This is a genomic window from Afipia sp. DC4300-2b1, assembly GCF_049895725.1.
Taxonomy (GTDB): Bacteria; Pseudomonadota; Alphaproteobacteria; order Rhizobiales; family Xanthobacteraceae; genus Afipia; species Afipia broomeae.
This window is the reverse complement of the sequence record NZ_JAFCSX010000002.1, coordinates 1086496-1112037: the sequence shown is the minus strand read 5'-3', so window position 1 is coordinate 1112037 and position 25542 is coordinate 1086496. Positions and strand designations below refer to the sequence as shown.

Annotated in this window: 26 protein-coding genes; 6 read left to right on the top strand and 20 right to left on the bottom strand. The window is 60.3% G+C overall.

Annotation, left to right across the window (positions count from 1 at the left end; genetic code table 11):
• Positions 1 to 110: 110 nt before the first annotated feature.
• Positions 111 to 611: a methyltransferase C-terminal domain-containing protein gene (locus tag ACP7AL_RS12325; protein WP_425991628.1), complete on the top strand. Its 501-nt coding sequence runs from the start codon at positions 111 to 113 to the stop codon at positions 609 to 611.
• Between the two features lie 10 nt (positions 612 to 621).
• On the opposite strand, the gene ACP7AL_RS12320 is transcribed toward ACP7AL_RS12325, so the two are convergent.
• From ACP7AL_RS12320 to ACP7AL_RS12290, 7 genes are all read right to left on the bottom strand, one after another.
• Positions 622 to 2538 (bottom strand): glycosyltransferase family 2 protein, encoded by a 1917-nt coding sequence (locus ACP7AL_RS12320; RefSeq protein WP_425991626.1) that lies wholly within the window; start codon positions 2536 to 2538, stop codon positions 622 to 624.
• 488 nt (positions 2539 to 3026) lie between these two features.
• On the bottom strand, positions 3027 to 3689 hold the full coding sequence (locus ACP7AL_RS12315) for a MerR family transcriptional regulator (protein WP_425991624.1): 663 nt from the start codon (positions 3687 to 3689) through the stop codon (positions 3027 to 3029).
• A 56-nt stretch (positions 3690 to 3745) separates the two neighbouring features.
• The gene (locus tag ACP7AL_RS12310; protein WP_024575191.1) at positions 3746 to 4081 is read right to left on the bottom strand and encodes an integration host factor subunit alpha; all 336 of its coding nucleotides are present in this window, start codon (positions 4079 to 4081) and stop codon (positions 3746 to 3748) included.
• Between the two features lie 129 nt (positions 4082 to 4210).
• Positions 4211 to 5188 (bottom strand): beta-ketoacyl-ACP synthase III, encoded by a 978-nt coding sequence (locus ACP7AL_RS12305; RefSeq protein ID WP_006020850.1) that lies wholly within the window; start codon positions 5186 to 5188, stop codon positions 4211 to 4213.
• Positions 5185 to 6246: a phosphate acyltransferase PlsX gene (plsX, locus tag ACP7AL_RS12300; protein WP_024575189.1), complete on the bottom strand. Its 1062-nt coding sequence runs from the start codon at positions 6244 to 6246 to the stop codon at positions 5185 to 5187. The genes ACP7AL_RS12305 and plsX overlap by 4 nt, the downstream gene beginning before the upstream one ends.
• Before the next feature lie 198 nt (positions 6247 to 6444).
• A complete protein-coding gene (locus tag ACP7AL_RS12295) occupies positions 6445 to 7032 on the bottom strand; it encodes a YceD family protein (RefSeq protein WP_425991621.1) in 588 nt (195 codons plus the stop codon).
• Positions 7029 to 7583, bottom strand: a complete 555-nt coding sequence (locus ACP7AL_RS12290) for a ubiquinol-cytochrome C chaperone family protein (protein WP_425991619.1) — start codon at positions 7581 to 7583, stop codon at positions 7029 to 7031. Before ACP7AL_RS12290 ends, ACP7AL_RS12295 begins: the two co-directional genes overlap by 4 nt.
• 122 nt (positions 7584 to 7705) lie before the next feature.
• Here ACP7AL_RS12290 and ACP7AL_RS12285 point away from each other — a divergent pair, with 122 nt between their 5' ends.
• Both ACP7AL_RS12285 and ACP7AL_RS12280 read left to right on the top strand, forming a co-directional pair.
• On the top strand, positions 7706 to 8170 hold the full coding sequence (locus tag ACP7AL_RS12285) for an outer membrane protein assembly factor BamE (protein WP_006020854.1): 465 nt from the start codon (positions 7706 to 7708) through the stop codon (positions 8168 to 8170).
• Positions 8171 to 8325: 155 nt separating this feature from the next.
• Positions 8326 to 9327, top strand: coding sequence for a Bug family tripartite tricarboxylate transporter substrate binding protein (locus ACP7AL_RS12280; protein ID WP_425991617.1), 1002 nt, complete (start codon positions 8326 to 8328; stop codon positions 9325 to 9327).
• A gap of 69 nt (positions 9328 to 9396) precedes the next feature.
• Here the strand turns inward: ACP7AL_RS12280 and ACP7AL_RS12275 are convergent, their stop codons facing one another.
• The 13 genes from ACP7AL_RS12275 to ACP7AL_RS12215 form a co-directional block, all read right to left on the bottom strand.
• On the bottom strand, positions 9397 to 9549 hold the full coding sequence (locus ACP7AL_RS12275; protein WP_006020856.1) for a hypothetical protein: 153 nt from the start codon (positions 9547 to 9549) through the stop codon (positions 9397 to 9399).
• Positions 9550 to 9737: 188 nt separating this feature from the next.
• Positions 9738 to 11858: a sodium-translocating pyrophosphatase gene (locus tag ACP7AL_RS12270; RefSeq protein ID WP_425991614.1), complete on the bottom strand. Its 2121-nt coding sequence runs from the start codon at positions 11856 to 11858 to the stop codon at positions 9738 to 9740.
• Positions 11859 to 12091: 233 nt separating this feature from the next.
• The gene (gene thiL / locus ACP7AL_RS12265) at positions 12092 to 13087 is read right to left on the bottom strand and encodes a thiamine-phosphate kinase (protein WP_425991612.1); all 996 of its coding nucleotides are present in this window, start codon (positions 13085 to 13087) and stop codon (positions 12092 to 12094) included.
• A gap of 2 nt (positions 13088 to 13089) precedes the next feature.
• Positions 13090 to 13596, bottom strand: coding sequence for a transcription antitermination factor NusB (gene nusB / locus ACP7AL_RS12260; protein WP_024918838.1), 507 nt, complete (start codon positions 13594 to 13596; stop codon positions 13090 to 13092).
• Complete coding sequence (gene ribH / locus ACP7AL_RS12255; RefSeq protein ID WP_006020860.1) at positions 13593 to 14087, bottom strand: 6,7-dimethyl-8-ribityllumazine synthase; 495 nt, start codon at positions 14085 to 14087, stop codon at positions 13593 to 13595. The genes nusB and ribH overlap by 4 nt, the downstream gene beginning before the upstream one ends.
• 110 nt (positions 14088 to 14197) lie before the next feature.
• On the bottom strand, positions 14198 to 16060 hold the full coding sequence (locus ACP7AL_RS12250) for an acyl-CoA synthetase (protein WP_425991608.1): 1863 nt from the start codon (positions 16058 to 16060) through the stop codon (positions 14198 to 14200).
• An 88-nt stretch (positions 16061 to 16148) separates the two neighbouring features.
• Positions 16149 to 16817: a TetR/AcrR family transcriptional regulator gene (locus ACP7AL_RS12245; protein ID WP_425991606.1), complete on the bottom strand. Its 669-nt coding sequence runs from the start codon at positions 16815 to 16817 to the stop codon at positions 16149 to 16151.
• 55 nt (positions 16818 to 16872) lie between these two features.
• Positions 16873 to 17481, bottom strand: coding sequence for a riboflavin synthase (locus ACP7AL_RS12240; protein ID WP_425991604.1), 609 nt, complete (start codon positions 17479 to 17481; stop codon positions 16873 to 16875).
• Positions 17482 to 17540: 59 nt separating this feature from the next.
• Positions 17541 to 18644 carry a bifunctional diaminohydroxyphosphoribosylaminopyrimidine deaminase/5-amino-6-(5-phosphoribosylamino)uracil reductase RibD gene (ribD, locus tag ACP7AL_RS12235; RefSeq protein WP_425991602.1) on the bottom strand — a complete coding sequence of 368 codons (1104 nt, stop codon included), beginning with the start codon at positions 18642 to 18644 and terminating at the stop codon, positions 17541 to 17543.
• A gap of 65 nt (positions 18645 to 18709) precedes the next feature.
• Positions 18710 to 19195, bottom strand: coding sequence for a transcriptional regulator NrdR (gene nrdR / locus ACP7AL_RS12230; protein WP_006020865.1), 486 nt, complete (start codon positions 19193 to 19195; stop codon positions 18710 to 18712).
• A gap of 12 nt (positions 19196 to 19207) precedes the next feature.
• Entirely contained in the window at positions 19208 to 20509 is a 1302-nt protein-coding gene (gene glyA / locus ACP7AL_RS12225; protein WP_024918843.1) for a serine hydroxymethyltransferase, read from the bottom strand.
• A gap of 896 nt (positions 20510 to 21405) precedes the next feature.
• A complete protein-coding gene (gene ldtR, locus ACP7AL_RS12220) occupies positions 21406 to 21918 on the bottom strand; it encodes a transcriptional regulator LdtR (RefSeq protein WP_006020868.1) in 513 nt (170 codons plus the stop codon).
• Between the two features lie 299 nt (positions 21919 to 22217).
• Positions 22218 to 22715, bottom strand: coding sequence for a DUF6163 family protein (locus tag ACP7AL_RS12215; RefSeq protein WP_006020869.1), 498 nt, complete (start codon positions 22713 to 22715; stop codon positions 22218 to 22220).
• 121 nt (positions 22716 to 22836) lie between these two features.
• On the opposite strand from ACP7AL_RS12215, the gene hemB reads away from it, so the two are divergent.
• From hemB to ACP7AL_RS12200, 3 genes are all read left to right on the top strand, one after another.
• Entirely contained in the window at positions 22837 to 23895 is a 1059-nt protein-coding gene (hemB, locus tag ACP7AL_RS12210) for a porphobilinogen synthase (RefSeq protein ID WP_006020870.1), read from the top strand.
• Positions 23896 to 24020: 125 nt separating this feature from the next.
• A complete protein-coding gene (locus ACP7AL_RS12205; protein WP_006020871.1) occupies positions 24021 to 24572 on the top strand; it encodes an RDD family protein in 552 nt (183 codons plus the stop codon).
• Positions 24573 to 24744: 172 nt separating this feature from the next.
• Entirely contained in the window at positions 24745 to 25521 is a 777-nt protein-coding gene (locus tag ACP7AL_RS12200) for an arginyltransferase (protein WP_425991597.1), read from the top strand.
• The last annotated feature ends 21 nt before the right edge of the window (positions 25522 to 25542 follow it).

Genomic DNA, 25542 nt, shown 5'->3' with positions numbered 1-25542 from the left:
GCTCCAACCCGCCTAAAACCTCGACCCGCATCGCCTGATGACCTTAAAGCTAGACTTAAGGTCACACGCTTCGCGAAATATACCGCATCAGACAAGACGGCGCTCGTCGGATGCGTACGACACACGGGGGAAGCTTAAGAGTGTTTGGCTGCCACACCAGCGACCAGCGTCCCTCAACTACCGCCGTCGCAACCATTCTAAAGCGCGAAGCGGATTTCGGTCTTTTAAATGAAGGATTGTATCGCGATTTTCAGGCTAAAGCCGAGAAAATAAAGAACGATCTATTATCATTTCTCATTGAAAAAAAACGGCAAGGTAAGATGGTCGCTGCATACGGGGCCGCGGCGAAAGGAAATACTTTGCTAAATTTTGCGGGCGTCAAACCGGATCTCGTATCATTCGTCTGTGACGCTGCTCTTTCAAAGCAAAACAAGTTTTTGCCAGGAAGTCATATTCCCATTCTAGCGCCTGCGGCGATTGACGAGCGAAAGCCTGATTATGTCTTAATCTTGCCTTGGAACATTTCAGATGAAATCCGAACTCAACTAAGCCAAGTGTCCAATTGGGGCGGCCAGTTCGTTGTCGCTGCACCCGAATTAAAGGTCATCTAAAGAATGCGCATCAAATCATTCTAGGATTGACCGTTGGCACAAAAGTGGGCGGAGCGACCGTTAGAAATCGTTCATTGTAAAAAGGATCGGGATTGGTTTCACTCCCCCACAAACTATAAAACCAAAGCAGTTCATCCTTATTCAAAGTTGGGTCACGAGTCTGCGACTCCAAGTGGACAAGCTTCGCTGCAGGCGCATAGACCGTCGTTAGTCCGAGATTTTTGACCCTCAGACAATAATCGACGTCGTTGAAGCTAACCGCTAACTTCTCGGAATAACCTCCTACTGCCCGATACGTTGATGCACGCGTCATCATAACGGCACCCGTTACAGCAAGATAATTTTTCACACCGCATGTGCTGTAGAAGTATCCAGCTTCCTCGCTATCGAACATCCTTCTGACATGGTCGGGATTTCCGTAGTTGTGCACCACGCCCGCATGTTGAAGTTTGCCATCCGGGTACGTAAGCCGCGCGCCAACCACTCCAACATGTGGCTTCTCGAAGTGCTCAACCATTCGTTCTATCCACGCAGGCTCAACCACTTCAATGTCGTCGTTCATCAACAGCAAAATATCGCCGGCCGCCTGCTGAGCCCCCAAATTAAGCTTTTTAGGAATATTCAACTCACGATCCAAGAATGGCACTAGCTTACATTCATAACTACTAAGTTGAAGCACCTGCGCTTCAGCTAAATTCCCATTATGCACAACGATAAACTGCAGATTTTTGTATGTCGATTTTTCTTTTATTTCTCGAATTACATTCGTGATTAAGTCTACTGATTTCTTCCCATAAACTATCGTTTTTCCAGCGGTCGGAATAACTACCGAGATTAACGGCTCAGTTTTCAGTTTGATTGTAATCTCGAAGCAGCCATTAAACGTCTTATGCGGGCTCACTTGGCCTAATCGATCTGTACGCCCTAACCGCCGGCTCAATGGCCCCACGTCCGAAACTTTTGCCGAATTATTTTTATGCGTTCTATGACCGAGTACTTGGGCGATATGATGGATGCGACATGGCTGCTCGGTAAACGAGAGTACGAAGTCGTATTGACTGACAAACTCGTTCTGATCTTTGCTTAGACTCTTTCTAAAACATGCGGCAAAGCCCACGTAATTAAAGGTTTCAAGATAATCAGGACTCCAACCCGGTTTGTAGAACGGAGTATGCCGACGACCAAACCGGCTGATTGAGTCTTCGTCAGCGTAAATTAGATCGTATGCATCAGCATTAAGTGCGGATGCGAACTCGTAGACGGCATTTGGTGCTAGACATTGGCCGCATTCCAGGAAGACCAGAAATTCTCCGTCGGCCGTGCTTGGCTTTAGATCAGTAACGAACTGAATGCCCTGCAATGATTGCAACGGCTTATTGGGGTTCACCAAAACAGTGATCGAGTAGTCTGTATAAAGTTGCGCGCGGAGAGAGCGAATCGTTTCTTCAAGTCCGCACTCTCCTGACCGGGCATCAATAATCACCGAAAACGAAGGCCGAACCGCCATCAATTCAATGTGGGTCTGAATTTCCCGGGCTTGGGACTTTAGAACCCTTGCTTGTCGCTCACACAGCGTTTGATAACTCGGCCCAAGAAGCGCTCTCATAATCTGTCGGATGTAGCGCCATTTTGTGCCGAGATGCAGTCGCTGCCTTATAGGCATAGCCGCCGACGAAATTTTTCTTAGCGGCACCGTCAGCCGCCAACTCCGCGAAGAGTATATAAGTTGAATTTCATGCTCGCGATTTCTCACATTCATGTTCAGATCGGCAATCTCCTTGCCCAAGGCCGCGATCTTTTTTTGAAGTTCAATCTCTCGTCGTTTGAAGATTCGCGCTTGTTGTTCAAACTTTGATGACACAGGCGAACGGACCGACTGCTTTCGATCAACTTTTAACCGCGAGCTGAACTTTGAACGTTTCTTCACGGGTGACCTAGTACATTTCGACATGCAACAGAATGAACGAATAAGCGATTTGCCCCTAAAATATCACACGTCATTTGAGCCGCTGCCAGCTTCTCTTAGCCGTACAAGACAAATGAACTCAGTCGTCCTCGACCGAGGAGAGCCGGAGAGAGGAGAACTCCATCTTCTATGTTGTCTAGCCGGTATCGGGGATTATCGGCGATCGAGATGGTCTGAGAAGCACAAAGCGTCCTCGGGCGTCGTAAGCGCCCTAAAGACCCGCTGAGATAGCCGGTATGGCATTGGACGGATCAATCATTGGGTACGGAACTGCTGAAAAGCGATTTTCCGGCCATTCTCTAAAGGATTCCCCCTCTGCCAAACCGAACCGATAATGCCCCATGAACGTCCCCCTTCTAGCGTCCGTCCCTCACGATATTTGGGGCACGCCGACACCAACCAAAGAGGTGGTAGGAGACTAAATTGCTAGGCCTATACCACCCTCTTTCTCAATTATCCTTCAGGACCTGATCGATCAGCGCTCTCGCGCCGATCAGATCGTCCAGCGCCGCCTGAAGCTTGCCGCGATCCATCGGCCTCGCGCTTTTCCGGATATTCGGCGGGGCATAGGCCTCGGCGCCGGACAGGCCGTTCAGCGGAGCCGGCTGCACCGGCTTCCGCACCACCGCTTTCGGCGCTGAGATTTCCGTCAGCGGCGGTCCGAGATCGCGCAGCGACAGCGTGGAGGTATACTCCTCTTGGTGGGCATCAGGTTCGTCGGCGGCGGCGAGTTCGTCCTCGGTGTCGATCTCCACTTCGTCGGCGGCCAGGTGTGGGGCGTGTTCGCCCTTTTCCGGCCCGAACGAGGGTCCATCGAACAGCGCGGTAGCATGATCGGCGGACCCGTCGGTGAGACTCTGGACCGATTTCACGCCATGCTCGCGCAGAATGCGCTGCACACCGCGGATGGTGTAGCCCTCGCCGTAAAGCAGCCGGCGGATGCCACGCAACAGGCTGACATCATCGGGGCGATAGTAGCGGCGGCCCCCGCTCCGCTTCATCGGCTTGATCTGATTGAAGCGCGTTTCCCAGAACCTCAGGACGTGCTGCGGCACATCAAGGTCATCAGCGACCTCGCTGATTGTCCGAAACGCATCCGGCGCTTTGTCCAAAATGCTGGCTCCCCGTTGAAAGCCGCCGTCCTAGGTCCGTCTTTGTCCTAAGTCAGTCAGTCGTCGGCGCTATCGGCGCTACCGCCGCCACTGCCGTTGCCGTTGATACGCTGCTTGAGAATCGCTGACGGCTTGAACACCATAACCCGCCGCGGAGAAATCGGCACTTCCGTTCCGGTCTTTGGATTACGGCCGATACGCTGGCCCTTTTTGCGCACCATGAAGGAACCGAATGACGACAGTTTCACCGTCTCGCCCTTCTCGAGGCAGTCGGTGATCTCTTTCAACACCAGTTCAACGAACGCAGACGACTCAGTGCGCGACAGCCCCACCTTTTGATAGACGGCTTCGCACAGATCAACGCGTGTGACTGTCTTCCCGGTTCCGGTCATCGCCTGCCCCGCTCACGGCGAACAAATTTATGTTCTGAAATTATGAGCTTAGCGACCGAGGGTCAACCTTGCTCATCGATGCAACAGCATGAAATTGTTTTCAATTATCGACAGACTTTAGCAAAAGACTCACCAGCGCAATAGCGCCGATCCCCAGGTGAAGCCGCCTCCCATCGCTTCCAGCATCAAAAGATCGTTCTTCTTGATACGTCCGTCGTCGGCCGCAGCCGCGAGCGCGAGGGGGATCGACGCTGCCGAGGTGTTTCCGTGACGGTCGACGGTGAGCACCACTTTCTGCGGCGCAATATGCAGCTTCTTCGCAGATGCATCGATGATACGCTTGTTGGCCTGATGCGGAACCAGCCAGTCGATGTCGTCAGCCGTCGTCCCCGTCGCATCAAATGCGTCGACGATGACGTCGGTGATCATGCCGACGGCGTGCTTGAACACTTCACGGCCTTCCATCCTCAGGTGGCCGACGGTCTGGGTGCTCGAGGGGCCGCCATCGACAAACAGCTTGTCCTTGTGACGGCCGTCAGAACGCAGATGTGTGGTCAGGATGCCGCGGTCCGCGGAAGTTCCGGCCTGCGATTGAGCCTCAAGGACCACCGCGCCGGCGCCGTCACCGAAAAGCACGCAGGTTCCACGGTCGTTCCAGTCCAGGATACGCGAGAAGGTTTCCGCCCCGATCACCAGCGCCCGCTTGAACGCACCGGTCTTCAGAAAATTGTCGGCGGTCGCCAGCGCGAAAATGAAGCCGGAGCAGACCGCCTGCAGATCGAACGCGGCACCGTGGTTGATTCCCAGACCGTTCTGGATCGCAACGGCAGTCGCCGGGAATGTGTTGTCGGGTGTCGAGGTCGCCAGCACGATCAGATCGATCGACTGCGTGTCGATCCCGGCGTTGGCGATCGCCGCCTGTGCGGCCTTGAGACCGAGATGAGAGGTGAACTCACCCTCCGCCGCGATATGGCGCTGCTTGATGCCTGTGCGCTGGATGATCCACTCATCCGAGGTATCGACCATCTTCGCCAGTTCGGCGTTGGTCAAAATGCGCTCCGGCAAATAAGAGCCGTAGCCGAGCACAACCGAACGCATCACAGTCACGAGACAGCCTCCTGCGCGTTCGGCACGATCGAAAGAGCGTGGCCGTCGCGGTTGAGTGTTTGATTGATCTTGGGCAGGAGATCGTAGCGAACCATGTCATAGCCAACGTCAACTGCCGACGCAAAGCCTTCGGCATCGGTGCCGCCATGACTCTTGATGACCACGCCATTCAGTCCAAGGAAGACCCCGCCATTGACCTTGCGAGGGTCCATCTTGTCGCGCAGCGCATTGAAGGCGCCGCGCGCGAAAATGTAGCCGAGCTTGGAACGCCAGGTCCGGCTCATGGCGCTGCGGAGATACTCCGCAATCTGCCGGGCCGTTCCCTCGGCGGTCTTGAGGGCGATGTTGCCGCTGAAGCCTTCGGTCACGATGACGTCTGCAGCACCCTTGCCGATGCCGTCGCCTTCGACGAAGCCGATGAAATCGAGCTGCGGCAGGTTCATCGCCCGGAGCAGTTCGGCAGCTCCCCGGACGGCCTCGACGCCCTTCACTTCCTCGACGCCGATGTTGAGCAGACCCACGGTCGGCCGTTCGAGATCGAACAGAACGCGTGCCATGGCGCTTCCCATGATCGCCAGCGACGCGAGATGGCGGGCATCCCCGCCGATCGAGGCGCCGACATCGAGCACGACCGACTCGCCGCGCACGGTCGGCCACACGGCCGCGATGGCCGGACGGTCGATGCCAGGCATCATGTGCAGGTTCAGCCGCGACATCGCCATTAGTGCGCCGGTGTTGCCGGCTGAGACCGCGACGTCGGCCTCGCCCTTTTTGACGGCGTCGATCGCCAGCCACATCGAGGATGACTTGCGGCCGCGGCGCAGGGCCTGACTGGGCTTCTCATCCATGCTGATGGCGATATCGGCATGAAAGACCTTTGAGACGGCTTTCAGTGCTGGATGAGACTCAAGCTGCTCGTCAATCAACGCGCTGTTGCCGAACAGCAGAAATTCGACGTCGGTGTGCCGCATCAAGGCGAGTGCCGCCCCCGGGACCACCACCGATGCACCGAAATCGCCGCCCATGGCGTCAAGCGCGATTCGAACCTTTTGCGGCATAAGCGTCCCGGAAACCTGATCGTTGCGGCCTCGAAGCAACTGGCCGCGAGCTGGATGCCATCGTTGTGACAGCGGTAGGCGGAAGTCTTCGCCAAAAACAGCGCAGCCCCAGCCGGGCAGCGACAATAGCGTTTTTGTGGTGCGATACAACGGCTTGACCCCGGCCGCAGGTTCGGTCAAGCGCTCCCCGCAGCCGCGTCATTTTCCCTTGGGTTTTTTGCCCTGAGAGCCGCCCGGCGTGGCCTTGAGCGCCTTGAGGGCTGCAAAGGGGTGCTCATCAGGGTCTTCAGGGGTTTCGGGCGGAACGAACGAGACCCCCGGCTTGCGCGGATAGGGATCTATTCCCAGAACGAGAAATTCTGTGGCCAATTGGCCGAGGTCGATCGCGCCATGGACGATGGGTTCAGGCAGATCAGGAATCTCAGCGTCATCCCCTTCTTCCTTCTGAACCGATTTGGCGCCCGCCGGGATCTGCGCGGGTGGTGCGAAAACAACCGCAATATCTTCGTCGATATCATTCTCGACGGGATCGAGCGAAACCACGCACGTCTGCTCGACCCGGGCCGTGACCTTTCCGGTGACGCTCACCCGGCCTTCGGTTTCAGCCACAACATCGAATGACGCAGTGGCGCGCAGCACCGCATTCACGCCGGCGGCCTTGGCGATCAGATCGCGCTGAGCCGCGCTGGCTTCCAGAGCCTGATGCAATCCCGCTTCAGGCAACTGGGAAACCATCACCGGAAAGCTCCAGGGAAGGTCGCTGCCAGTCATATGACCCTTGCTCATGGCGTCGCTCGCAGTTGATCAGTTTCAACCTTTGGAAAGGTCCAGGCCCCCGTGCGAAAGGCCGCATCGTCCAGAACCGCCAGACGGGCGCTAACATCGCGGACATATCCCGCGAGCGCCTTCGCTCTCTCCAGGGCCTCTCCGTTGAAGACATTCTTGGACAACGCCTGCGCCAATTCCGCCTCGCCCGCTTCTAAGGCCAAATCATAAGCCGTCGAGCGTCCGTAGAACGCCTCGCCGAACGCCTGCATGCGCTTCGGGACGGTCAGGTCTCCCACCCCCATTTCGCGCAGGTTGTCGTCCATGTCCGCGCAGAAATGGTCGAAAAGCGCCTGTGACAGGACGCTTCCACCCTCGATCGGCTGTAACCGGCGCAGCACCAGCCAGAGGTGCAGGATCAGCATGTCGAATCGGCCATTAACCGTGTCCCGGACACCGAGGTCCGTGTAAAACACCGGTTCTCGCGCTTGCGCCACGATCATGCCATAGATGGCTTCAATGGTGCCGCCCGGGACGGTGGGGTTCCTGAAGCGATTGAATGGCCAAAGCATTTTTGGGTTCCACGTCGGAGCCAGCGGCGATTCCTGATCGCGCTGATGGCTCCCGGTGTGTTGAAATCCGAGGCTCTGCCCGGTACGTCAACGCTCAAGCTGATGCAAGAGGCAAGAGGAAGATGACTGCTTTCAGACAGTCCGCTGGGATGCGGGGATTCGCTGCCGGTCTCCGGGTGGCGGCTGCTGCCCTGCTTGTCGGCACCATGCTGGCGGCCTGCACCGGTGAGCAGTTCCAAAAGGGCTACATCCTCCCCCCGGGCGCACTCGAGCAAATTCCGATCGGCGCCAGTCAGGATCAGGTCCTCATCGTGATGGGCACGCCGTCCACCGTCGCGACCCTGAGCGGCGAAGTGTTCTACTACATCTCCCAGCGCTCGGAGCGCAAAGTCGCCTTTATGCAGCAGCAGGTCGTCGACCAGCGCGTAATCGCGATCTATTTCGACAAGAACCGGACGGTCCAGCGCATCGCGAATTACGGACTTCAGGACGGCAAGATCTTCGATTTCATCAGCCGCACGACGCCGACCAGCGGTCAGGAAATGAGCTACCTCACGCCGATCTTCAAGCTCCTCAGCCCGCGCTGATCCCTGAATCATACCGGCGGGCAAACCGCCGGTATTTTGCTGCGCGAAACTCTCGTCCGTCGCGCGTAGCCGCGGCGCTTGCCGCCCCCAAACCCGACCGATACGCTTTCCTCCAACAATATCTCGAAAACGAGATGCAGTTGGGAGGACTACCGATGACACGTTCACTCTCTCGCCGCGCCGTCCTGTCGGGCGCCGCGGCTCTTTCGACAAGTCCGCTCTGGCCACGCCCGGCGAAGTCTGCCGACTGGCGTCCGAATGAAACGGTCCGCATCATCGTGCCCGCGGCCCCCGGCGGCAGCACCGACGTGATCGGCCGCTACCTCGCGCAACATTTGCAGCAGGCGTGGGGCATATCGGCGGTCGTCGAGAACAAATCCGGCGGCGGCGGCACCATCGGCACCGCCTACTACGTCCAGCAAAAGCCGGACGGCAACAGCATTCTGGTGGGCAACCCCGGGCCCAATGCCGTGGCCTACAGCATCTTTCGCTCCCTGCCCTACAAGGCGGATCAGTTGCAGCCGGTCAGCAATGCCATCCGCATTCCCAACATCGTCTCCGCGCATCCTTCCAGCGGCATCAAGTCGATCAAGGAACTGATCACCTACCTCAAGGCCAATCCGGACAAGCTGAACTACGGCACGTCAGGCGTCGGACAAAGCCCGCACCTCACCGCCGTCTGGTTCATGCAGTTGACCGGTGTGAAGATGACGCACATCCCGTTCCGCGGCGCGGGCCCCGCCTTGACCGGCGCGCTCGGCGGCGACGTGGCGATCCTGTTCGACAATCTTTATCCGTCACTGCCGCAGACCGAAGATGGCAAGCTCGTCGCACTGGCCGTGACGACGCCGGAGCGCAGTTTCAAGGCGCCCAACGTCCCGACAATGCGCGAGAGTGCGCCGGAACTTGCCAACTTCGACGCCTCGTCCTGGTTCGGAATGTTTATGCAAGCCGGAACGCCGCGCCCGATCGTCGACGCCTACAATACCGAGATCAAAAAGATGCTGGAACGCGACGATATCAAGAGAAACATCGCTGCAATGGGCGCCGTGCCCGATTACGGAACGCCGGAACAATACACCGCCTTCGTCGAAGCCGAGATCAAGAAGTTCGCGGGCATCATCAACAAGGAAGGCCTCAAGATGGACGTCAACTGACGTCGGACAACGCCTCAAGCAAAACGGCCGCCCCTCAAAGGCGGCTGTTTTTCGTTTCGACGCAAAGGGTCAGACTGACATCAAACCCTGCTCTACAAACCTGTAGCCCGCCTCCCAGCGCTCGTGCTGTTCGGTGTTTTCCGGATAGGGATTGTCGTGCGGCTCATTGTTGAATCGTGCGAGCTTCCCCTGCTCGAACGGATCTCCATCGTCGGCTGCCATGCGTTCGCCTCCCGTGGTGGAATGAGTAACAACGCACAAGGATGTGTTGGTTTCCCGACCTACCGAAAATTTTCAGCGGGGACAAAGATTCAACCTGTCATCAAATCGCAACAATCGTCTGCGGCAACCGCGCAAAGAAAAACCCCGCAGCGCAAGCCGCGGGGCTTTCCAGTTCTAGATTGCGACGATCAATGCGCCAGGATCGCGAGCAACAACAATGCCACGATGTTGGTGATCTTGATCATCGGGTTCACGGCAGGACCCGCCGTATCCTTGTAGGGATCGCCGACGGTGTCGCCGGTCACGGCTGCCTTGTGAGCATCCGAACCCTTGCCGCCGAAGTGGCCGTCCTCGATGTACTTCTTGGCGTTGTCCCATGCGCCGCCACCCGAGGTCATCGAGATCGCGACGAACAGACCGGTCACGATCACGCCGAGCAGCATCGCGCCGACGGCCGAGAACGCAGCCGACTTGCCGGCTGCGCCACCACCCGCGATCACATAGATCACGAAGTAGACGAAGATCGGCGACAGCACCGGCAGCAGAGACGGAATGATCATTTCCTTGATCGCGGCCTTGGTCAGAAGGTCAACGGCCTTGCCGTAATCCGGCTTGTCGGTGCCCTTCATGATGCCGGGCTTCTCGCGGAACTGGCGACGAACCTCTTCGACGATCGCGCCGGCAGCACGGCCCACGGCCGTCATGCCCATCGCGCCGAACAGATAAGGCAGCAGGCCGCCGAACAGCAGACCGACCACGACGTACGGGTTGTTCAGCGAGAAGTCAGGAATGACCCCCTGGAAGTACGGATACTTCGCAGCGTTGGCGATGAAGAACTTGAGATCTTCATTGTACGCAGCGAACAGCACCAGTGCACCCAGACCGGCCGAACCGATGGCATAGCCCTTGGTGACGGCCTTGGTGGTGTTGCCGACTGCGTCGAGCGCGTCGGTGGCCTTGCGCACTTCTTTCGGAAGGCCAGCCATTTCGGCAATGCCACCGGCATTGTCGGTGACGGGTCCGAAAGCGTCGAGCGCGACGATCATGCCGGCCAGCGCCAGCATCGTCGTGGTTGCGATCGCGATGCCGAACAGACCAGCGAGGCTGTAGGTGATCAGGATGCCTGCGATGATGACGATGGCAGGAAGCGCCGTCGACTCCATCGAGATGGCGAGCCCCTGGATCACGTTGGTGCCATGACCGGTCACCGACGATTGGGCGATCGACTTCACCGGGCGGAAATCGGTGCCGGTGTAATATTCGGTGATCCAGATGATGAGACCCGTCACCACCAGACCAACGACGCCGCACTCGAACAGGGCGAGGCCGGTGTACTTCACGCCAGCAAGCGGACCGAAGCCGATCAACTGGTGAATGACAATGGCCACACCGATCAACGACAGAACGCCGGTGGCGATCAGCCCCTTGTACAGCGCACCCATGATCGACTGGCTGGCGCCGAGCTTCACGAAGAAGGTGCCAGCGATCGAGGTCAGAATGCAGATACCGCCAATGGCGAGCGGCAGCGTCATCATGTTCACGAGCAGCGGCGACGTGGCGAAGAAGATCGCAGCGAGCACCATGGTCGCGACCGCGGTCACGGCATAGGTCTCGAACAGGTCGGCCGCCATGCCGGCGCAGTCCCCGACGTTGTCACCGACGTTGTCGGCGATGGTGGCCGGGTTGCGCGGATCATCTTCCGGAATGCCGGCTTCGACCTTGCCGACGAGATCGCCGCCGACGTCCGCACCCTTGGTGAAGATGCCGCCGCCGAGACGCGCAAAGATCGAGATCAGCGAAGCGCCGAAGCCGAGCGCCACCAGTGCGTCGACAACAGTGCGGCTGTTGGGGGCAAAACCTGCGCCCTTGGTGAGGTACATGAAGTACAGCGTCACGCCGAGCAGCGCGAGACCTGCGACCAGAAGGCCCGTGATCGCGCCCGCCTTGAATGCGAGTTCAAGACCACCGGCCAGCGACTTGGTCGCCGCCTGCGCGGTGCGGACGTTGGCGCGCACCGAGACGTTCATGCCGATGAAGCCGGCAGCGCCCGAGAGCACCGCGCCGATCAGGAAGCCGACCGCCACGAGAATGCCGAGGAAGTAGGCCAGCAGCGCGAAGATCACGATGCCGACGATACCGATCGTCATGTACTGGCGCTTGAGATAGGCCTGCGCGCCTTCGCGCACCGCTGCTGCGATTTCCTGCATACGGGCATTGCCCGCATCAGCCCCAAGCACCGACGAAGTTGCCCACGCGGCGTAGACGATAGAAAGCGCTCCCGCGAGCACGATCAACCATAATGCTGTCATTGATGTTGCCTCAGTCCCCTGCTGTTTCCCCAGAAACGCTCCACGGGTCGTAACAGGGCGACCGGGCGCGCAAAAAAGAAGTCATGCGTTTTCGAAGGCGAAAAGCTGCCTCAATTCGGCGCGGACAATGCCAAAATCGTACCCTTGACGCAACGCCACCGGTGTTCGGGGGGCTGGTTTTTGGATGATTCAACGAACGCTGCACAGGGAGTTTTGGTGCAGCGCGAAAACAATCAGAAATGGCTGTAGGACAGGCGTTTCAGCATGATCGGCTGGCCTGCCGCATCGAGGAACCGGGGCGCTGCCGCGCCCGCCTCGATCCTGCCGATAGCCGATACCGGCACATCGGCCTTGCGTGCAGCGGCGACGAACGAGTCCCACCGATTCTCCGGAACGGTGCACAGCACCTCGTAATCATCCCCGCCGGACAATGCGGCTTCGATGTCCGCACTCCCCTTAGCGAGCAAGGCGCGCGTGGGAGCGGAGAGCGGAACAGCCGCGAGGCCGATCGCGGCTGACACGCCAGACGCGACACAGAGCTTTGTGAGATCGCCGGCCAATCCGTCCGATACATCCATCGCAGCATTGGCATGTTCGCGGATCGCAAGACCAAGCGCATTGCGCGGCTGAGGCACGCGATAACGCTGAATGAGGAAGTCGCGCGTGGACGTATCGAGCCCCTCGCCCGCGATCTTGCCCTTGAGAACGCGCAAGCCCAGCGCCGCATCTCCGATGGTGCCGGTGACCGCGATCCGGTCGCCCGGCTTCGCACCGGTCCGGCGAACCATCTTGCCCGGCGGCACACGGCCGAACGCCGTGATCGAAATCATCAGCGGTCCCGGCGTCGAGACCGTATCGCCACCGAGCACCGGACATCCGAAGTCCGCCGCGTCCTCGCCGAGTGCGCAGGCGAACGGTGCCAGCCATTTGTCCGCCGCGTCGCGTAGCGCAAGCGTCAGCACAAACCCCGCAGGCGAAGCGCCCTTGGCCGCCAGATCCGACAGATTCACCCGCAGCGCCTTGCGCGCGATGGTGTCGGGAGGATCATCGGGAAGGAAATGAACGCCTTCGACGATAGCGTCCGTGGTTACGACAAGATCATCGCCGGAGTGATTCAGAAGAGCCGCATCATCAACGAGACCGAAAGCACCCGGATCGGTCGCGAGCGGGCGGAAATAGCGCGCGATCAAATCGTCCTCGCCCGATGCTCCGGCACCCGGCGCCGTCATAACTAGTGACCCGCCCGCGTAAATTCGCTTGCGCGGAACTGCCGTGCGATCTGGTCGAGCACAGCATTCACCATGCCGGTTTCATCCTTGTCGACGAAGGCATGCGCGACATCGACATATTCCGACACCACGACGCGCGCCGGAATATCTTTGCGATGTTCGAGCTCATACGCGCCTGCCCGCAATGTCGCGCGCAGGATCGCGTCGATACGCTTGAGCGGCCAGCCGCTTTCGAGCGCCTTGTCGATCAGCGGATCAAGCTTGCCCTGGTCGCGCACCACGCCGGACACGACATCCTTGAAGAAAGCCGCTTCAGCGGGAAGGTAGGTGTCACCCTCCACTTCGTTCCCGAGCCAATGGCTCTCGAACTCGGCAAAGATGTCGCCGATACCCGCGCCTGCGATGTCCATCTGATACAGCGCCTGCACGGCAGCGAGCCGTGCCGCCCCGCGGCGATTGGCCTTGCGGTCGCCCGGTCCTTTGTCGCTGGCTTTCTTAGCGGCGCTCATAGTGGTTTCGCCAGGCGCTTCTTGATCCGCATCATGGTGAGCGCCGCGCGGGCCGCGTCGCCGCCCTTGTTCAGCTTGTCACTGCGGGCGCGTTCCCACGCCTGCTCCGTGGTGTTGACGGTAATGATGCCGTTGCCGAGGGGCAGGCTGCGCGCCACAGCAAGGTCCATCAGCGCGCGCGAGGATTCCATCGAAACGATCTCGAAATGAATGGTGTCGCCGCGCACAACACAGCCGAGTGCAATCGCGCCATCATACTGCCGACCATTCTTCTTCGATGCATCCATGGCAATGGCGATCGCTGCCGGAATTTCGAGAGCACCGGGCACGCTGATGACGTCATAGCCGACGCCCGCGGCCTCCAGTTCCTTGATCGCACCCTGAAGCAGCGCTTCCTGAATATCGTCGTAAAAGCGGGCTTCGATGATGACGACGGTCGCGCCGCTGATATCGGTTTGGTCCTTGAGCTCTGCGCGCCGCGGTTCAGCCATCATTCCATCCAGTCAAAGGGTTCCGTGTTTGCGCGTTTGTAGTCGCTGAGCGCTACAAAGCCAAGCACAACGGGCCCCTTTCAAGGCAGGGATGCAGCTTTGAACCCGGCTCAAACGGCCTGTGCGACCTTGTAATCGAACAAATAGCCCTCCAGCGCCTTCTCGACCACGCCCTGCTGACCAGATTGCGCCGCAGCCAGCGTTACGGTGACATCAATGCCGCGCTTGCCGCCGGCTGCGACATCAATCCTCGCGCTGTCGGACCCAACGGCATCCGCCACCACCTGCTCCACCAGCCGCTGCACGGCGTCGGTGCGCAACTGCGGCTTGAAGATTTTGCCCACGCTGGTCATCGGAATAGCGTCGATGACGATCACCTGCTTCGGCCAGGCCGGGCGTTCCGCGATCAGCGGTTCGGCAAACGCTTTCAACTCATCGGGCGTTGCCTGCGCGCCGGGCTTGAGCGCGACATAACAGACCGGCAGTTCACCGGCATACTTGTCCGGCTGGCCGACGGCTGCCGCCAATGCAACTGCGGGGTGTGATTGCAGGGCGTCCTCGATCAGAACCGGATCGATGTTGTGGCCACTTCGGATGATAAGATCCTTCGAGCGGCCCGCAATGAACAGGCGTCCCTCCTCGTCGGTATAGGCCAGATCGCCGCTGTCGAGATAGCCGTCACGCAGCGCGCTGCCGTTCTGGCTCTGATCCTTATAGCCCGGTGTGACATTGGGGCCGGATACGGTCATCACGCCGACCTCGTGCGGCGCGCATGCCTCACCCAGCGAACCGTCCGCCGACAGCCTGCGCACCACGACCTGCGCATACGGCAGCCGGACGCCGACAGAGCCCAGCACCGGCTCCGCCGGCGCGGGATCGATCGAGACAAGTCCGCCGGTCTCGGTCATGCCGAGAATTTCGTGAATCTTCGTTCCGGTCATCTTTTGGTACTGCACGGCCACTGCGCGCGGCAGCAGCGACGCACCAGAGATGCTGTAGCGCGCCGACGAAATGTCGGCATCGACCGGCACATTGAGCAACGCGGCCAGCGCCGTCGGCACGCCGCCAATCACGGTCGCGCGATAGCGCTCAATAATCTTCCAGAAATTCTTGATGATGACCGGATTGCGCATTCCCGCCGGCGAAAGAACGATGACATTCGCACCCGCGATGAAGAACGACAGCCCACACGAAATCGTCGCGGCCACATGAAAAAGCGGCAGACCGTTGGTGATGACATCGGTCTCGCTCAAGTCCTGCAACACCGTTCCGCCGAACCCCGCGGCGATCTGCATGCGATGGGTATGGGTGACGAGCTTCGGCGAACCTGTGGTGCCGCCGGTGTGAAAATAGGCCGCAACGTCATCGCCGCCCCGCGCCTTGCCGAAGGTGAGCGCGCTGCCATCCTGTCCCTTGAGACCGGGCGCAAAACCGAACACGCCGTCCGGCAGCGGTGCATCGGACAGGGAGACCTGCACCAGCTTGATGTCGGGCAGCAGCTTCTTGACCTCGATGGCCTTCTGCCAGATGTCGAGTTGCGGATGCGGGCCGAGCGCGACGAGAATCTTTGCATCGGCCGCGCGGACCAGATCGGCGATGTTCTGCGCCTGGAGCAGGAAGTTGATCGGCACGGCATAGCCCTGCGCTTCCGCGCCCCAGAGCGTGAAATGCGTCTCGACAAGGCTCGGCAGGATGTAGGCAACTCCCGCCCCCGGACCGCCAAGGCTTGCGAAGAAATTCGCCGCGCGGGTTACGCCATCAAGCATCTGCTTGTACGTGACAACACGCGCCGTCTCGTCATCAGCGCCGGTCATCAGCATGGTCAGCGCAGTGCGATCAGGGTGACGTGACGCGCTCTTCGCAAAAATATCGTAGACGCTGCGCGCGTCATAACGCTGCTCCAGCGTTTTCTCGGTTTCGAACCGGACGACATCCTGGAGCGTTGCAACCGGATATTCGCTGAAAAGCGGCATGTGTTTCCCCTTTTGAACTGTTCTCATCCGGCCGCGGCGAAACGCGGTCCGTTTTTGGGCGGCACGCTATTTAATTAATTTAACACCGTCAAGTTTTGCGGGCTGCGCGCCCGGTTGCGGCGATCCTGATCGGCTTTTTCGCAGCCGCTTGCAGGACATCGGACATGCCCGCCCCCCTTGCGATGAGGCGCATGGATGCGCGGTGCAGGTCATCCCGCGCCCGGACCGTTTTCAGAAGACCACTCATGTGCATCATGATAATGCCATGCGCGGCGGAGAAGAACGCTTCGGCCAGCGTCTCGACATCGCCTTCGATATATCCGGCGTCGAGAAGCGCCTGGACATAGGTGGTCATGGTGGCGCGAAAGCGCTTCATGGTTGCGGAGTATTGCGGAGCAATCGCCTGTTCGAGATTTTCGGTGAAAAAAATCAGCCGATAGGTGTCGGGATGTTTCAGCGCGAAATCGAGGAAGGCCTGCCCCACCGCGCGCGCATTCTTGCGCGCGTCCCGCGCCGGATCGAACACCGCTTCGAGATGGCCGCAGAAGCGATCGAGCGCCGACGCGCGCATCGCAAGCAGGATTTCGTCCTTGTTGGCAAAGTAACGATACGCGGCCGTCTGGCTGTAACCCAGTGCCTGGGCGATCTGACGCATCGAGACGCCGGCGACGCCATGCTTGGCAAACAGCTTTTCGGCGGCGCGCAGCAATCGCTCCCGGAAGACCTCGACCTGCTGATCGGTGAGTTGCTTGCGCATGCCAATCCCGCCGCTGTGCATCGCCTGCCTGCGCCATCTGGCGCTCAGGCAGATTCTATTTCATCTCGATCAATCGCGCGGCATAGCGCGCCATCAGATCGATTTCGAGATTGACTTCCGACCCCGCATGCCAGTCGCTCAGCGTCGTGACCTGCAACGTGTGCGGGATGATGAGAACGGAAAACGTATCGTCAACGGCAGTATTGACCGTCAGCGACGCGCCGTCGAGCACCACCGATCCCTTCGCCGCAATGAACTTTGCAAGATCGCGCGGCGCACGCAACTCGAACCGGGCCATGTCGGGCAGGTCTTCGCGCGAGATGATCGTGGCTATCCCGTCGACATGCCCGGCAACGATGTGCCCGCCGAGTTCGTCGCCGATCTTGAGCGCACGCTCGAGGTTGAGGCGCGTTCCCTTGCCCCAGCCCTTCGCGGTTGTCAGCCGCAGCGTCTCGGCAGCGGCATCGACATCGAACCACGTCTTGTCCTGATCGACGCCGGACTGCACCACCGTGAGGCACACGCCGTTGCAGGCGATCGACGCACCGTCTGCGATGGTCGTCTGGTCGTAGCGGCATGCGATGCGCAGCCGGTGCAACTGCCCTTGCGCCGTCGGCGTAATGCTGGTGATTTCGCCAAGGTCCGTGATGATGCCGGTGAACATCTAGATCTCTTTTCAGTTGATCATGATCTGGTCGAAAAACCGGTTTCCACTTTTCCGGATCATGATCGTTCGTAAACCGTAAGCGTGTCTCTATCCAAAGTCTCGGTAGCACGCGCGCGCCAGCGAGGCGACTGGGTGACCACCGACAACGGCTGCGTATCGAGCGCCGGAATACCATCCATGCCGATAGCGCCCTGCCCGCGCAGCAGCCAGACCTCGTCGACTAGCCCCGCACTCAGGAATGACGCCGCCACGCGTGCGCCGCCCTCCACCATCAGCCTTGTAATTCCGCGCTCAGCCAGCACGTTCAAGACGGCACTGAGATCGAGGCCCAGCGTCGATTCATTCGCCACGGGCACGCGGATGACCTGCGCACCGGCCGCGCCAAGCTTCATCGCAGCAGGTGCTTCCGACAGACCGGACGTCATGACCCACAGCGGTGTCTGCCGCGCGGAGTGCACCAGCTTGCTGGCTCCCGGCAGGCGCAGCGCGCGATCCAGCACCACGCGTACGGGCGATTGTGCTTCCAGCCCCGGCAACCGCACGGTGAGCAGCGGATCGTCGGCAAGCACCGTGCCGATGCCGACGAGGATTGCGTCGCTTTGCGCGCGCAGCAGATGCATGCGGGCTTTCGCCGCTTCGCCGGTGATCGCGACGGGCCGATGGCCCGCGGCCGCGATCTTGTCGTCGGCGGAGACAGCAAGCTTCAAAATGACTAACGGGCGCCTCGCACCAACGCGCAGGAAGTGCCCGGCATGATCACGCGCCGCTTCCTCCCGGCACAGGCCGATTTCGACCTCGATCCCCGCGGCCCGCAGCCGCGCATGACCCTGCCCGCCGACTTCAGGATTTGGATCTTCGATGGCGGAAACGACCCGCGCGATACCCGCGGCAATGATCGCGTCCGCGCACGGCGGCGATTTTCCGAAATGCGAACACGGCTCCAGCGTGACGTAGAGCGTCGCGCCGCGCGCCGCATCGCCCGCGCGCTTCAGCGCCTCCGGTTCGGCATGAGGCCGGCCACCGGGCTGGGTCCAGCCGCGCCCCACAATGACGCCGTCCTTGACGATGACCGCGCCGACAGCGGGATTCGGCCAGGTGCGGCCCTGCCCGCGCCGGCCGAGCGCCAGCGCGAGCTGCATGTAACGCAAATCTTCAGACATTTGGTCAGAGGTATCCGGCACGGCGCTGAAGCTAGCGGATTAGGAAACGCCGCGCCGCGAAAAAATCACTTGCGCACGGCCACCGGACGCGGCGGCTCATCCTCACCGGACAGTTCGCCGAGCACAGCCTCGAAGTCCTTGGCCTCACGGAAGTTACGGTAGACCGAGGCGAAGCGGACATAGGCCACGTCGTCGAGCTGGCGCAGATGCTCCATCACGGTCTCACCGATGACCTCCGAGGAAATCTCCGCCTCGCCCCCGCTTTCAAGCTCGCGCACGATGGCCGAGACCATCTTCTCAACGCGCTCGGGATCGACCGGACGCTTGCGCAGGCTGATCTGGAGCGAGCGCACCAGCTTGTCGCGGTCAAACGGAACCCGGCGGCTGTTGCGCTTGATGACGGTGAGTTCGCGAAGCTGCACCCGTTCGAAGGTGGTGAAGCGGAAGTTGCACGCCATGCAGACGCGTCGCCGCCGGATCACGGCCGAATCTTCCGTCGGCCGTGAATCCTTTACCTGCGTATCGAGACTGTTGCAGCTCGGGCAGCGCATTCCGCGTACCCCTTACTGATAGATCGGGAAGCGGCTGGTGAGTTCCTTCACCTTCTCCTTGACCGCTGCCTCGACCAGAGGCGCCGAACCTTCGCCCGACTGGGCAACGGCGTTGAGCACTTCCGAAATCAGCGCACCCACCTGCTTGAATTCGGCAACACCGAACCCGCGCGTGGTCGCCGCCGGAGTGCCGAGACGCAGACCGGAAGTGACGAACGGCTTTTCCGGATCGAACGGAATGCCGTTCTTGTTGCAGGTCAGACCGGCGCGGACCAGCGCCTTCTCCGATACGTTGCCCTTAAGGCCCTTCGGCCGCAGGTCGACCAGCATCAGGTGATTGTCGGTGCCGCCGGAGACGATCTCAAAACCGTTGGAGCGCAGCGTTTCCGCGAGCGCCTTGGCGTTCTCGACCACGTTCTTGGCGTAGATCTTGAAGTCCGGCTGCAGCGCTTCCTTGAACGCGACGGCCTTCGCCGCGATCACATGCATCAGAGGGCCACCCTGCAGACCGGGGAAGATTGCCGAGTTCAGTTTCTTGGCAATCGCCTCATCATTGCTGAGGATCAGGCCACCGCGCGGACCACGCAGCGACTTATGGGTCGTGGTCGTGGTGACGTGTGCATACGGCACCGGATTGGCATGAACGCCGCCCGCGACCAGACCCGCGAAGTGCGCCATGTCGACCAGCAGATACGCGCCGACGCTGTCGGCGATCTCGCGAAAGCGCTTGAAATCCCAGGCACGCGAGTAAGCCGAGCCACCGGCAATGATCAGCTTCGGCTTGATCTCTTCCGCCTGCTTCGCAACCGCGTCCATGTCGATGATCTGGTCTTCGCGGCGCACGGTGTAGTGCATCGGCTTGAACCACTTGCCGGACATGTTGACGGGCGCGCCGTGGGTGAGATGTCCGCCCGCAGCGAGGTCGAGGCCCATGAAGGTATCGCCCGGCTGCAACAGCGCCAGGAACACGGCCTGATTCATCTGGCTGCCGGAGTTAGGCTGCACGTTGGCGAAGTTCGCGCCGAACAGTTTCTTGGCGCGCTCGATGGCCAGCGTTTCAGCAACGTCGACGAACTCGCAGCCGCCATAATATCGCGCGCCCGGATAGCCTTCCGCATACTTGTTGGTCATCACCGAGCCCTGCGCTTCGAGAACGGCGCGGCTGACGATGTTCTCCGACGCGATCAGCTCGATCTCATGCTGCTGACGACCGAGTTCACCCTTGATCGCATTCGCGATCTCGGGATCGGCCTGCGCGAGCGAGGCCGTGAAAAACGAATCGGGAGCGGAAGCAGTCTTGGCAGATGAGCTCATTGCGGAATGTCTCCACCGCCGCAGCTTTCAAGATCGGCTACGGGCGGCCTGATTGGGAGCATTTTCGGACGAAACCCGGTTTCGGGCTTCCCTGAAACTGCTCCGGTGTCATCTAAGGGCGGCAGGCGCGAGATACCATATCTGGCGGGGGCGGCCAAGTTCCAAGCCCGTGGGCCGCAATTTATGCCGGGCAGCCCTGTTCTGCGCTGGCGCTGTGGGCTGCATGCCACCGGCCCGTCCCGAAGGCTTCGAAACGGCGGTTTTGGCGGGTTCAGCCCGGTCGGGCCCTCCGCAACCGCCCTTTTTGCCCACATTCCGGGTTCCCGATCGCCAGGGTTGGGCAAGATTACCTGCCCAAGGAGCGCCAACGGCTCAAACCGGCTTTTTGAAAGCGCACCGGCCTACAGGCGCGCGCAGAGGAACATCACGTTCAGCGAGCACGCGGCCAGCAGCACGAGCATCAGCGCGACCTGCAGGCGGTCGCCAGCGAATTTGAGAATCGGCCTCATGATGTGAGGATGATGGAAAGAGTCCGCGCAAGAGTCTCGGACGATATTTTTGCCTTCCGCGGGAGAGGATTCAGGACTCGTTTACGAGTCGATTCTCTGAAAGCCGAACGCGAAAAGGCGCCCGAAGGCGCAGTGCATGATCCGCCGAAATGTGAGCGGTTCGGTGCAAAGATCATGCGTCCTTCAAATAGTTTAAGAGCGCGATCTTTTGCTGATCGCGCTCTTAAGTCGCATATCCCACACCAGGGGAAACTCGTGCGGAATTCTTCCGCGTGCGTCTTGTGCGCACTTCGGTAACAGCCGGAGGGCACCGGCGTAAAACTGCGGGGAAGAACGATAGGCCGCCGGTCTTTTTAATCTGCCGGCTGGCCCGAATTTTTGAAGGGCTCAGAGCCGATACAGGATCTGGTCGGTCCAGAAGCGCTCGAGGCGATGCAGCGACTTGTTCAGCGTCGCGAACTCGGCGTTCGAGATGCCGCCCACCTGCTCCACCGTCTTGACGTGCTTCTGATACAGCGCGTCGACGATGTGGCGGATTTCCTGGCCCTGCGCGGTCAGGCGGATGCGGACCGAGCGGCGATCGACGCGCGAACGCTGATGATCGAGGAAGCCCATCTCGACAAGCTTCTTGAGATTGTACGAGACGTTGGAGCCGAGGTAATAGCCGCGTGTGCGCAACTCGCCGGCGGTCAATTCCTTGTCGCCGATATTATAGAGCAGCAGAGCCTGCACCGAATTGATGTCGGCGCGGCCGCGGCGATCGAATTCGTCCTTGATCACGTCGAGCAGACGGCGATGCAGACGCTCGACAAGCGTAAGGGCTTCGAGATAGAGCGGCTGCACCGGTGCAGCGGAGTTGTCGCGTGCGGGCTCAATGGCCGTAGCGGCTGTTTTGATCATGACACTTCCCCTGTTGTCGTTTTTACGACTTATTCGACGAAACTTTTGTCTCGCCTGATAGGTTCAAACTAAGGGAGGCGTTTGAAGATCAGCTTAAATAACAGCATAAAGAGATGGTTTATTTGAAACGGTGAATCGTATGTTACATCGATAAAATAAGGGCTTTTTGTTAGTTTTGATTCACCCAAACAGCCCGATGTTCACGCTTCGTCACAGGGCCTGTCGCATTCCAGAACATGTTCGTTCGAATTTGAAAGATTCCGTCAAGCATCAAGGCGAAGTCGCCCTGCCGCGTTGCACTATGGCGGCCGTTCCCGCGCCGAAAACCACGCCAGGACGAGGTAGGCCGCGAGCAAAATCAGGGAAACGAGAACCGCGAACAGGTTGCCACCATAGATCGTGGGAAACATCAGTTCGATCACGGCAGTCGAAACAATGGTCGTGAGCCACACCACGGCGCCCCACGGCGTCGCGAGCCACAGTCCCACCGCCGCGACCAGTTCGATCACCGCGAAATAAACCGTGGCGGTCTGCCACTGCGTTGTCTGCGCCTCGAACGCGCTCTCCTCGCCGCCGATGAAGCCGGTGATCTGCGCCCAGTGATAAAGGCCCTTGATCATCGACAGCACGGCCATGACGCGCAGGAACAACACGAGCCGTGTGGTCCATGTGCTCTCGCCTGTCTCGGCGTCCGGCGACGTCATCGCAGTGACCAGGTTGACCTGATCGCGCGGCACGTCGTCATTCGCGCCTCGGCCCATGCGCGCGGCCATCGATTGCCGGGTGTCTTTGTTCATGCCGTGTGTTTGGCGCTTTATGCCGGTAAAATCAATCCGCCGATGACGTCCCCGTGCGGTGACGGACGGCCCGGCAGATGCTACATGTAGGACATCTTTTCTGCGCGGGAGTGGCATCAAGATGGCGATCAAATTCGGGCGTCCGATCGAATTGCGGGATACACCGCACCGGGACACGGCCGCCGCCCCTTCCCTCGATCTGACCACGCGCATGCGCCGCAACCGCAAGTCCGAATGGGCGCGGCGGCTGGTGCGCGAGAATGTGCTCACCACCGACGACCTGATCTGGCCGCTGTTCGTGGTGGACGGCAGCAACCTGCGCGCGCCGATCGCTTCGATGCCGGGCGTCGATCGCCTCAGCGTCGATCAGTGCGTTCGGGACGCCGAGCGCGCCATGAAACTCGACATTCCCTGCATCGCACTGTTTCCCTACACCGAGCCTTCGCTGCGCGACGAGACGGGCTCCGAAGCGCTGAACGCCAATAATCTGGTCTGTCAGTCGGTGCGGGCGATCAAGCGGGAGTTCCCTGATCTCGGCATTCTCTGCGACGTGGCGCTCGATCCGTTCACCAGTCATGGTCACGACGGCTTGCTACAGGACGGCCGGATCCTGAACGACGAGACCGTCGCCATTCTGGTGCAGCAGGCGCTGGTGCAGGCCGAAGCGGGCTGCGACATCATCGCCCCGAGCGACATGATGGATGGCCGCGTGGCTGCAATTCGCGCCGGCCTCGACCGCGGCGGGTTCGGCGACGTGCAGATCATGGCCTATGCGGCGAAATACGCTTCCGCATTCTACGGTCCGTTCCGCGACGCGATCGGCTCGGCGAAAACACTCACGGGCGACAAGCGCACCTATCAGATGGACTCGGCGAATTCGGATGAAGCGCTACGCGAAGTCGAACTCGACATTGCCGAAGGCGCCGACATGGTGATGGTCAAGCCCGGCCTGCCCTATCTCGACATCGTGCGGCGCGTGAAGGACACCTTCGCGATGCCGACCTTCGCCTATCAGGTCTCCGGCGAGTACGCGATGATTGCCGGCGCCATTAACAACGGCTGGCTCGACCGCGACCGGACGATCATGGAAAGCCTGGTTGCGTTCAAGCGCGCCGGCGCCGACGGCGTCCTGACCTACTTCGCGCCGCAGGCGGCGGAAAAGCTGAAGGCCGGACGTTGATACCGTTCCGCAACCCGCCGGATAACTTTTTCTCCATGTGAGCCTAAGCCGCCTTGCGCCCGCCAGATGGCGGGGCCATGTGCGCAGCGAGCGGCCCGGGCAAATGGCCGCTGAGGAGGGTTTCCATGTCTGACACGAGAAACACCGGCGGCACGACATCAGGTGCGACCTGGCGCAACAACCCATCGGCCAGCGCCGCATATGACCCGTGGCTGCAGCCCGAACTGTTTCGCGGCGTGCTGACCAAGCGGTCCTTCGCGTTTCTGATCGACCTCGTGATCCTGTCGATTCCGATCATCCTCGCGGTCCTCTTCGTCACCCTGTTCGGTATCGTCACGCTGGGGCTGGGCTGGTTCCTGTTCTGGCTGATTTCGCCGTTCTCGGTGATCTGGGCGCTGCTCTATTACGGCATGACGCTCGGCGGACCGAACGGCGCCACCGTGGGCATGCGGATGATGGACATCGAGATGCGAACCTGGAGCGGCGAGCGGCCTTACTTCATCCTCGGTGCGGTTCACGCGGTTCTGTACTGGGTGTCGGTCTCGTTCCTCAGTCCGCTGGTGCTGCTGGTGGGTCTGTTCAACGGCCGTCGCCGGCTGCTGCACGACGTCGTGCTCGGCACGGTCTTCATCAACAGCAATGTCCAGCCTTCAACGGTTCAGACCACCCGCGTCTAGACGGCTTCCAATGCGGGCAGATCACATCCGTGTGGTCTGCCCGTGTTGTGCATAATGCGGTCTGAAAGCCGCGTCATACCTGCCGTGGCGCGTTCAAATCTGTTGACCCCCGGGCCTCCCCGGCGCGATGCTGTGGAGGGGAATCGCGCAGACCGGAGACATACGGCCACACGTGACACAACACTCGCGCAATACGCCGCAATTTTACCTGACGGCGCCCTCGCCCTGCCCCTACCTGGAGGGGAAGCAGGAACGCAAAGTGTTTACGCATCTTGTCGGCGACAAAGCCGGCGAGTTGAACGATCTCCTCACCCATGGCGGGTTCCGCCGCAGTCAGTCCATCGCCTATCGCCCCGCCTGCGACCAATGCCGCGCGTGCGTTTCGGTGCGCGTCATCGCCAACGAATTCCGTCCGTCGCGCAATTTCCGCAAAATTCAGGCACGCAACGCCGACATCGTCAGTGAACTGCGCACGGCGGTGCCGACCTCGGAACAGTACTCGGTGTTCCGCGCCTATCTCGACGCCCGTCATCGCGACGGCGGCATGGCGGACATGACCGTGCTCGATTACGCGATGATGGTCGAGGACAGCCACGTCTCGACCCGCATTATCGAATACCGCCGGCGAACCGCCGACAGCGGCATCACCGGCAAAGGCGGCGACCTGATTGCCGTGGCGCTGACCGATATCCTCAGCGACGGATTGTCGATGGTCTATTCGTTCTTCGAGCCCGGCGAGGAAAGCCGCTCGATGGGCACGTTCATGATCCTCGATCACATCGCCCGCGCGCGGCGGCTCGGTCTTCCTTACGTCTATCTCGGCTACTGGATCGAAGGCTCGCGGAAGATGGACTACAAGGCCCGCTTCCTGCCGCAGCAACGGTTGGCGCCCAGCGGCTGGCTCCGCGTCGATTCTGTCGGCTCCACTGCACTTGAGCCGCAGGACTGAAGCACTTTCACATTTTCTGAA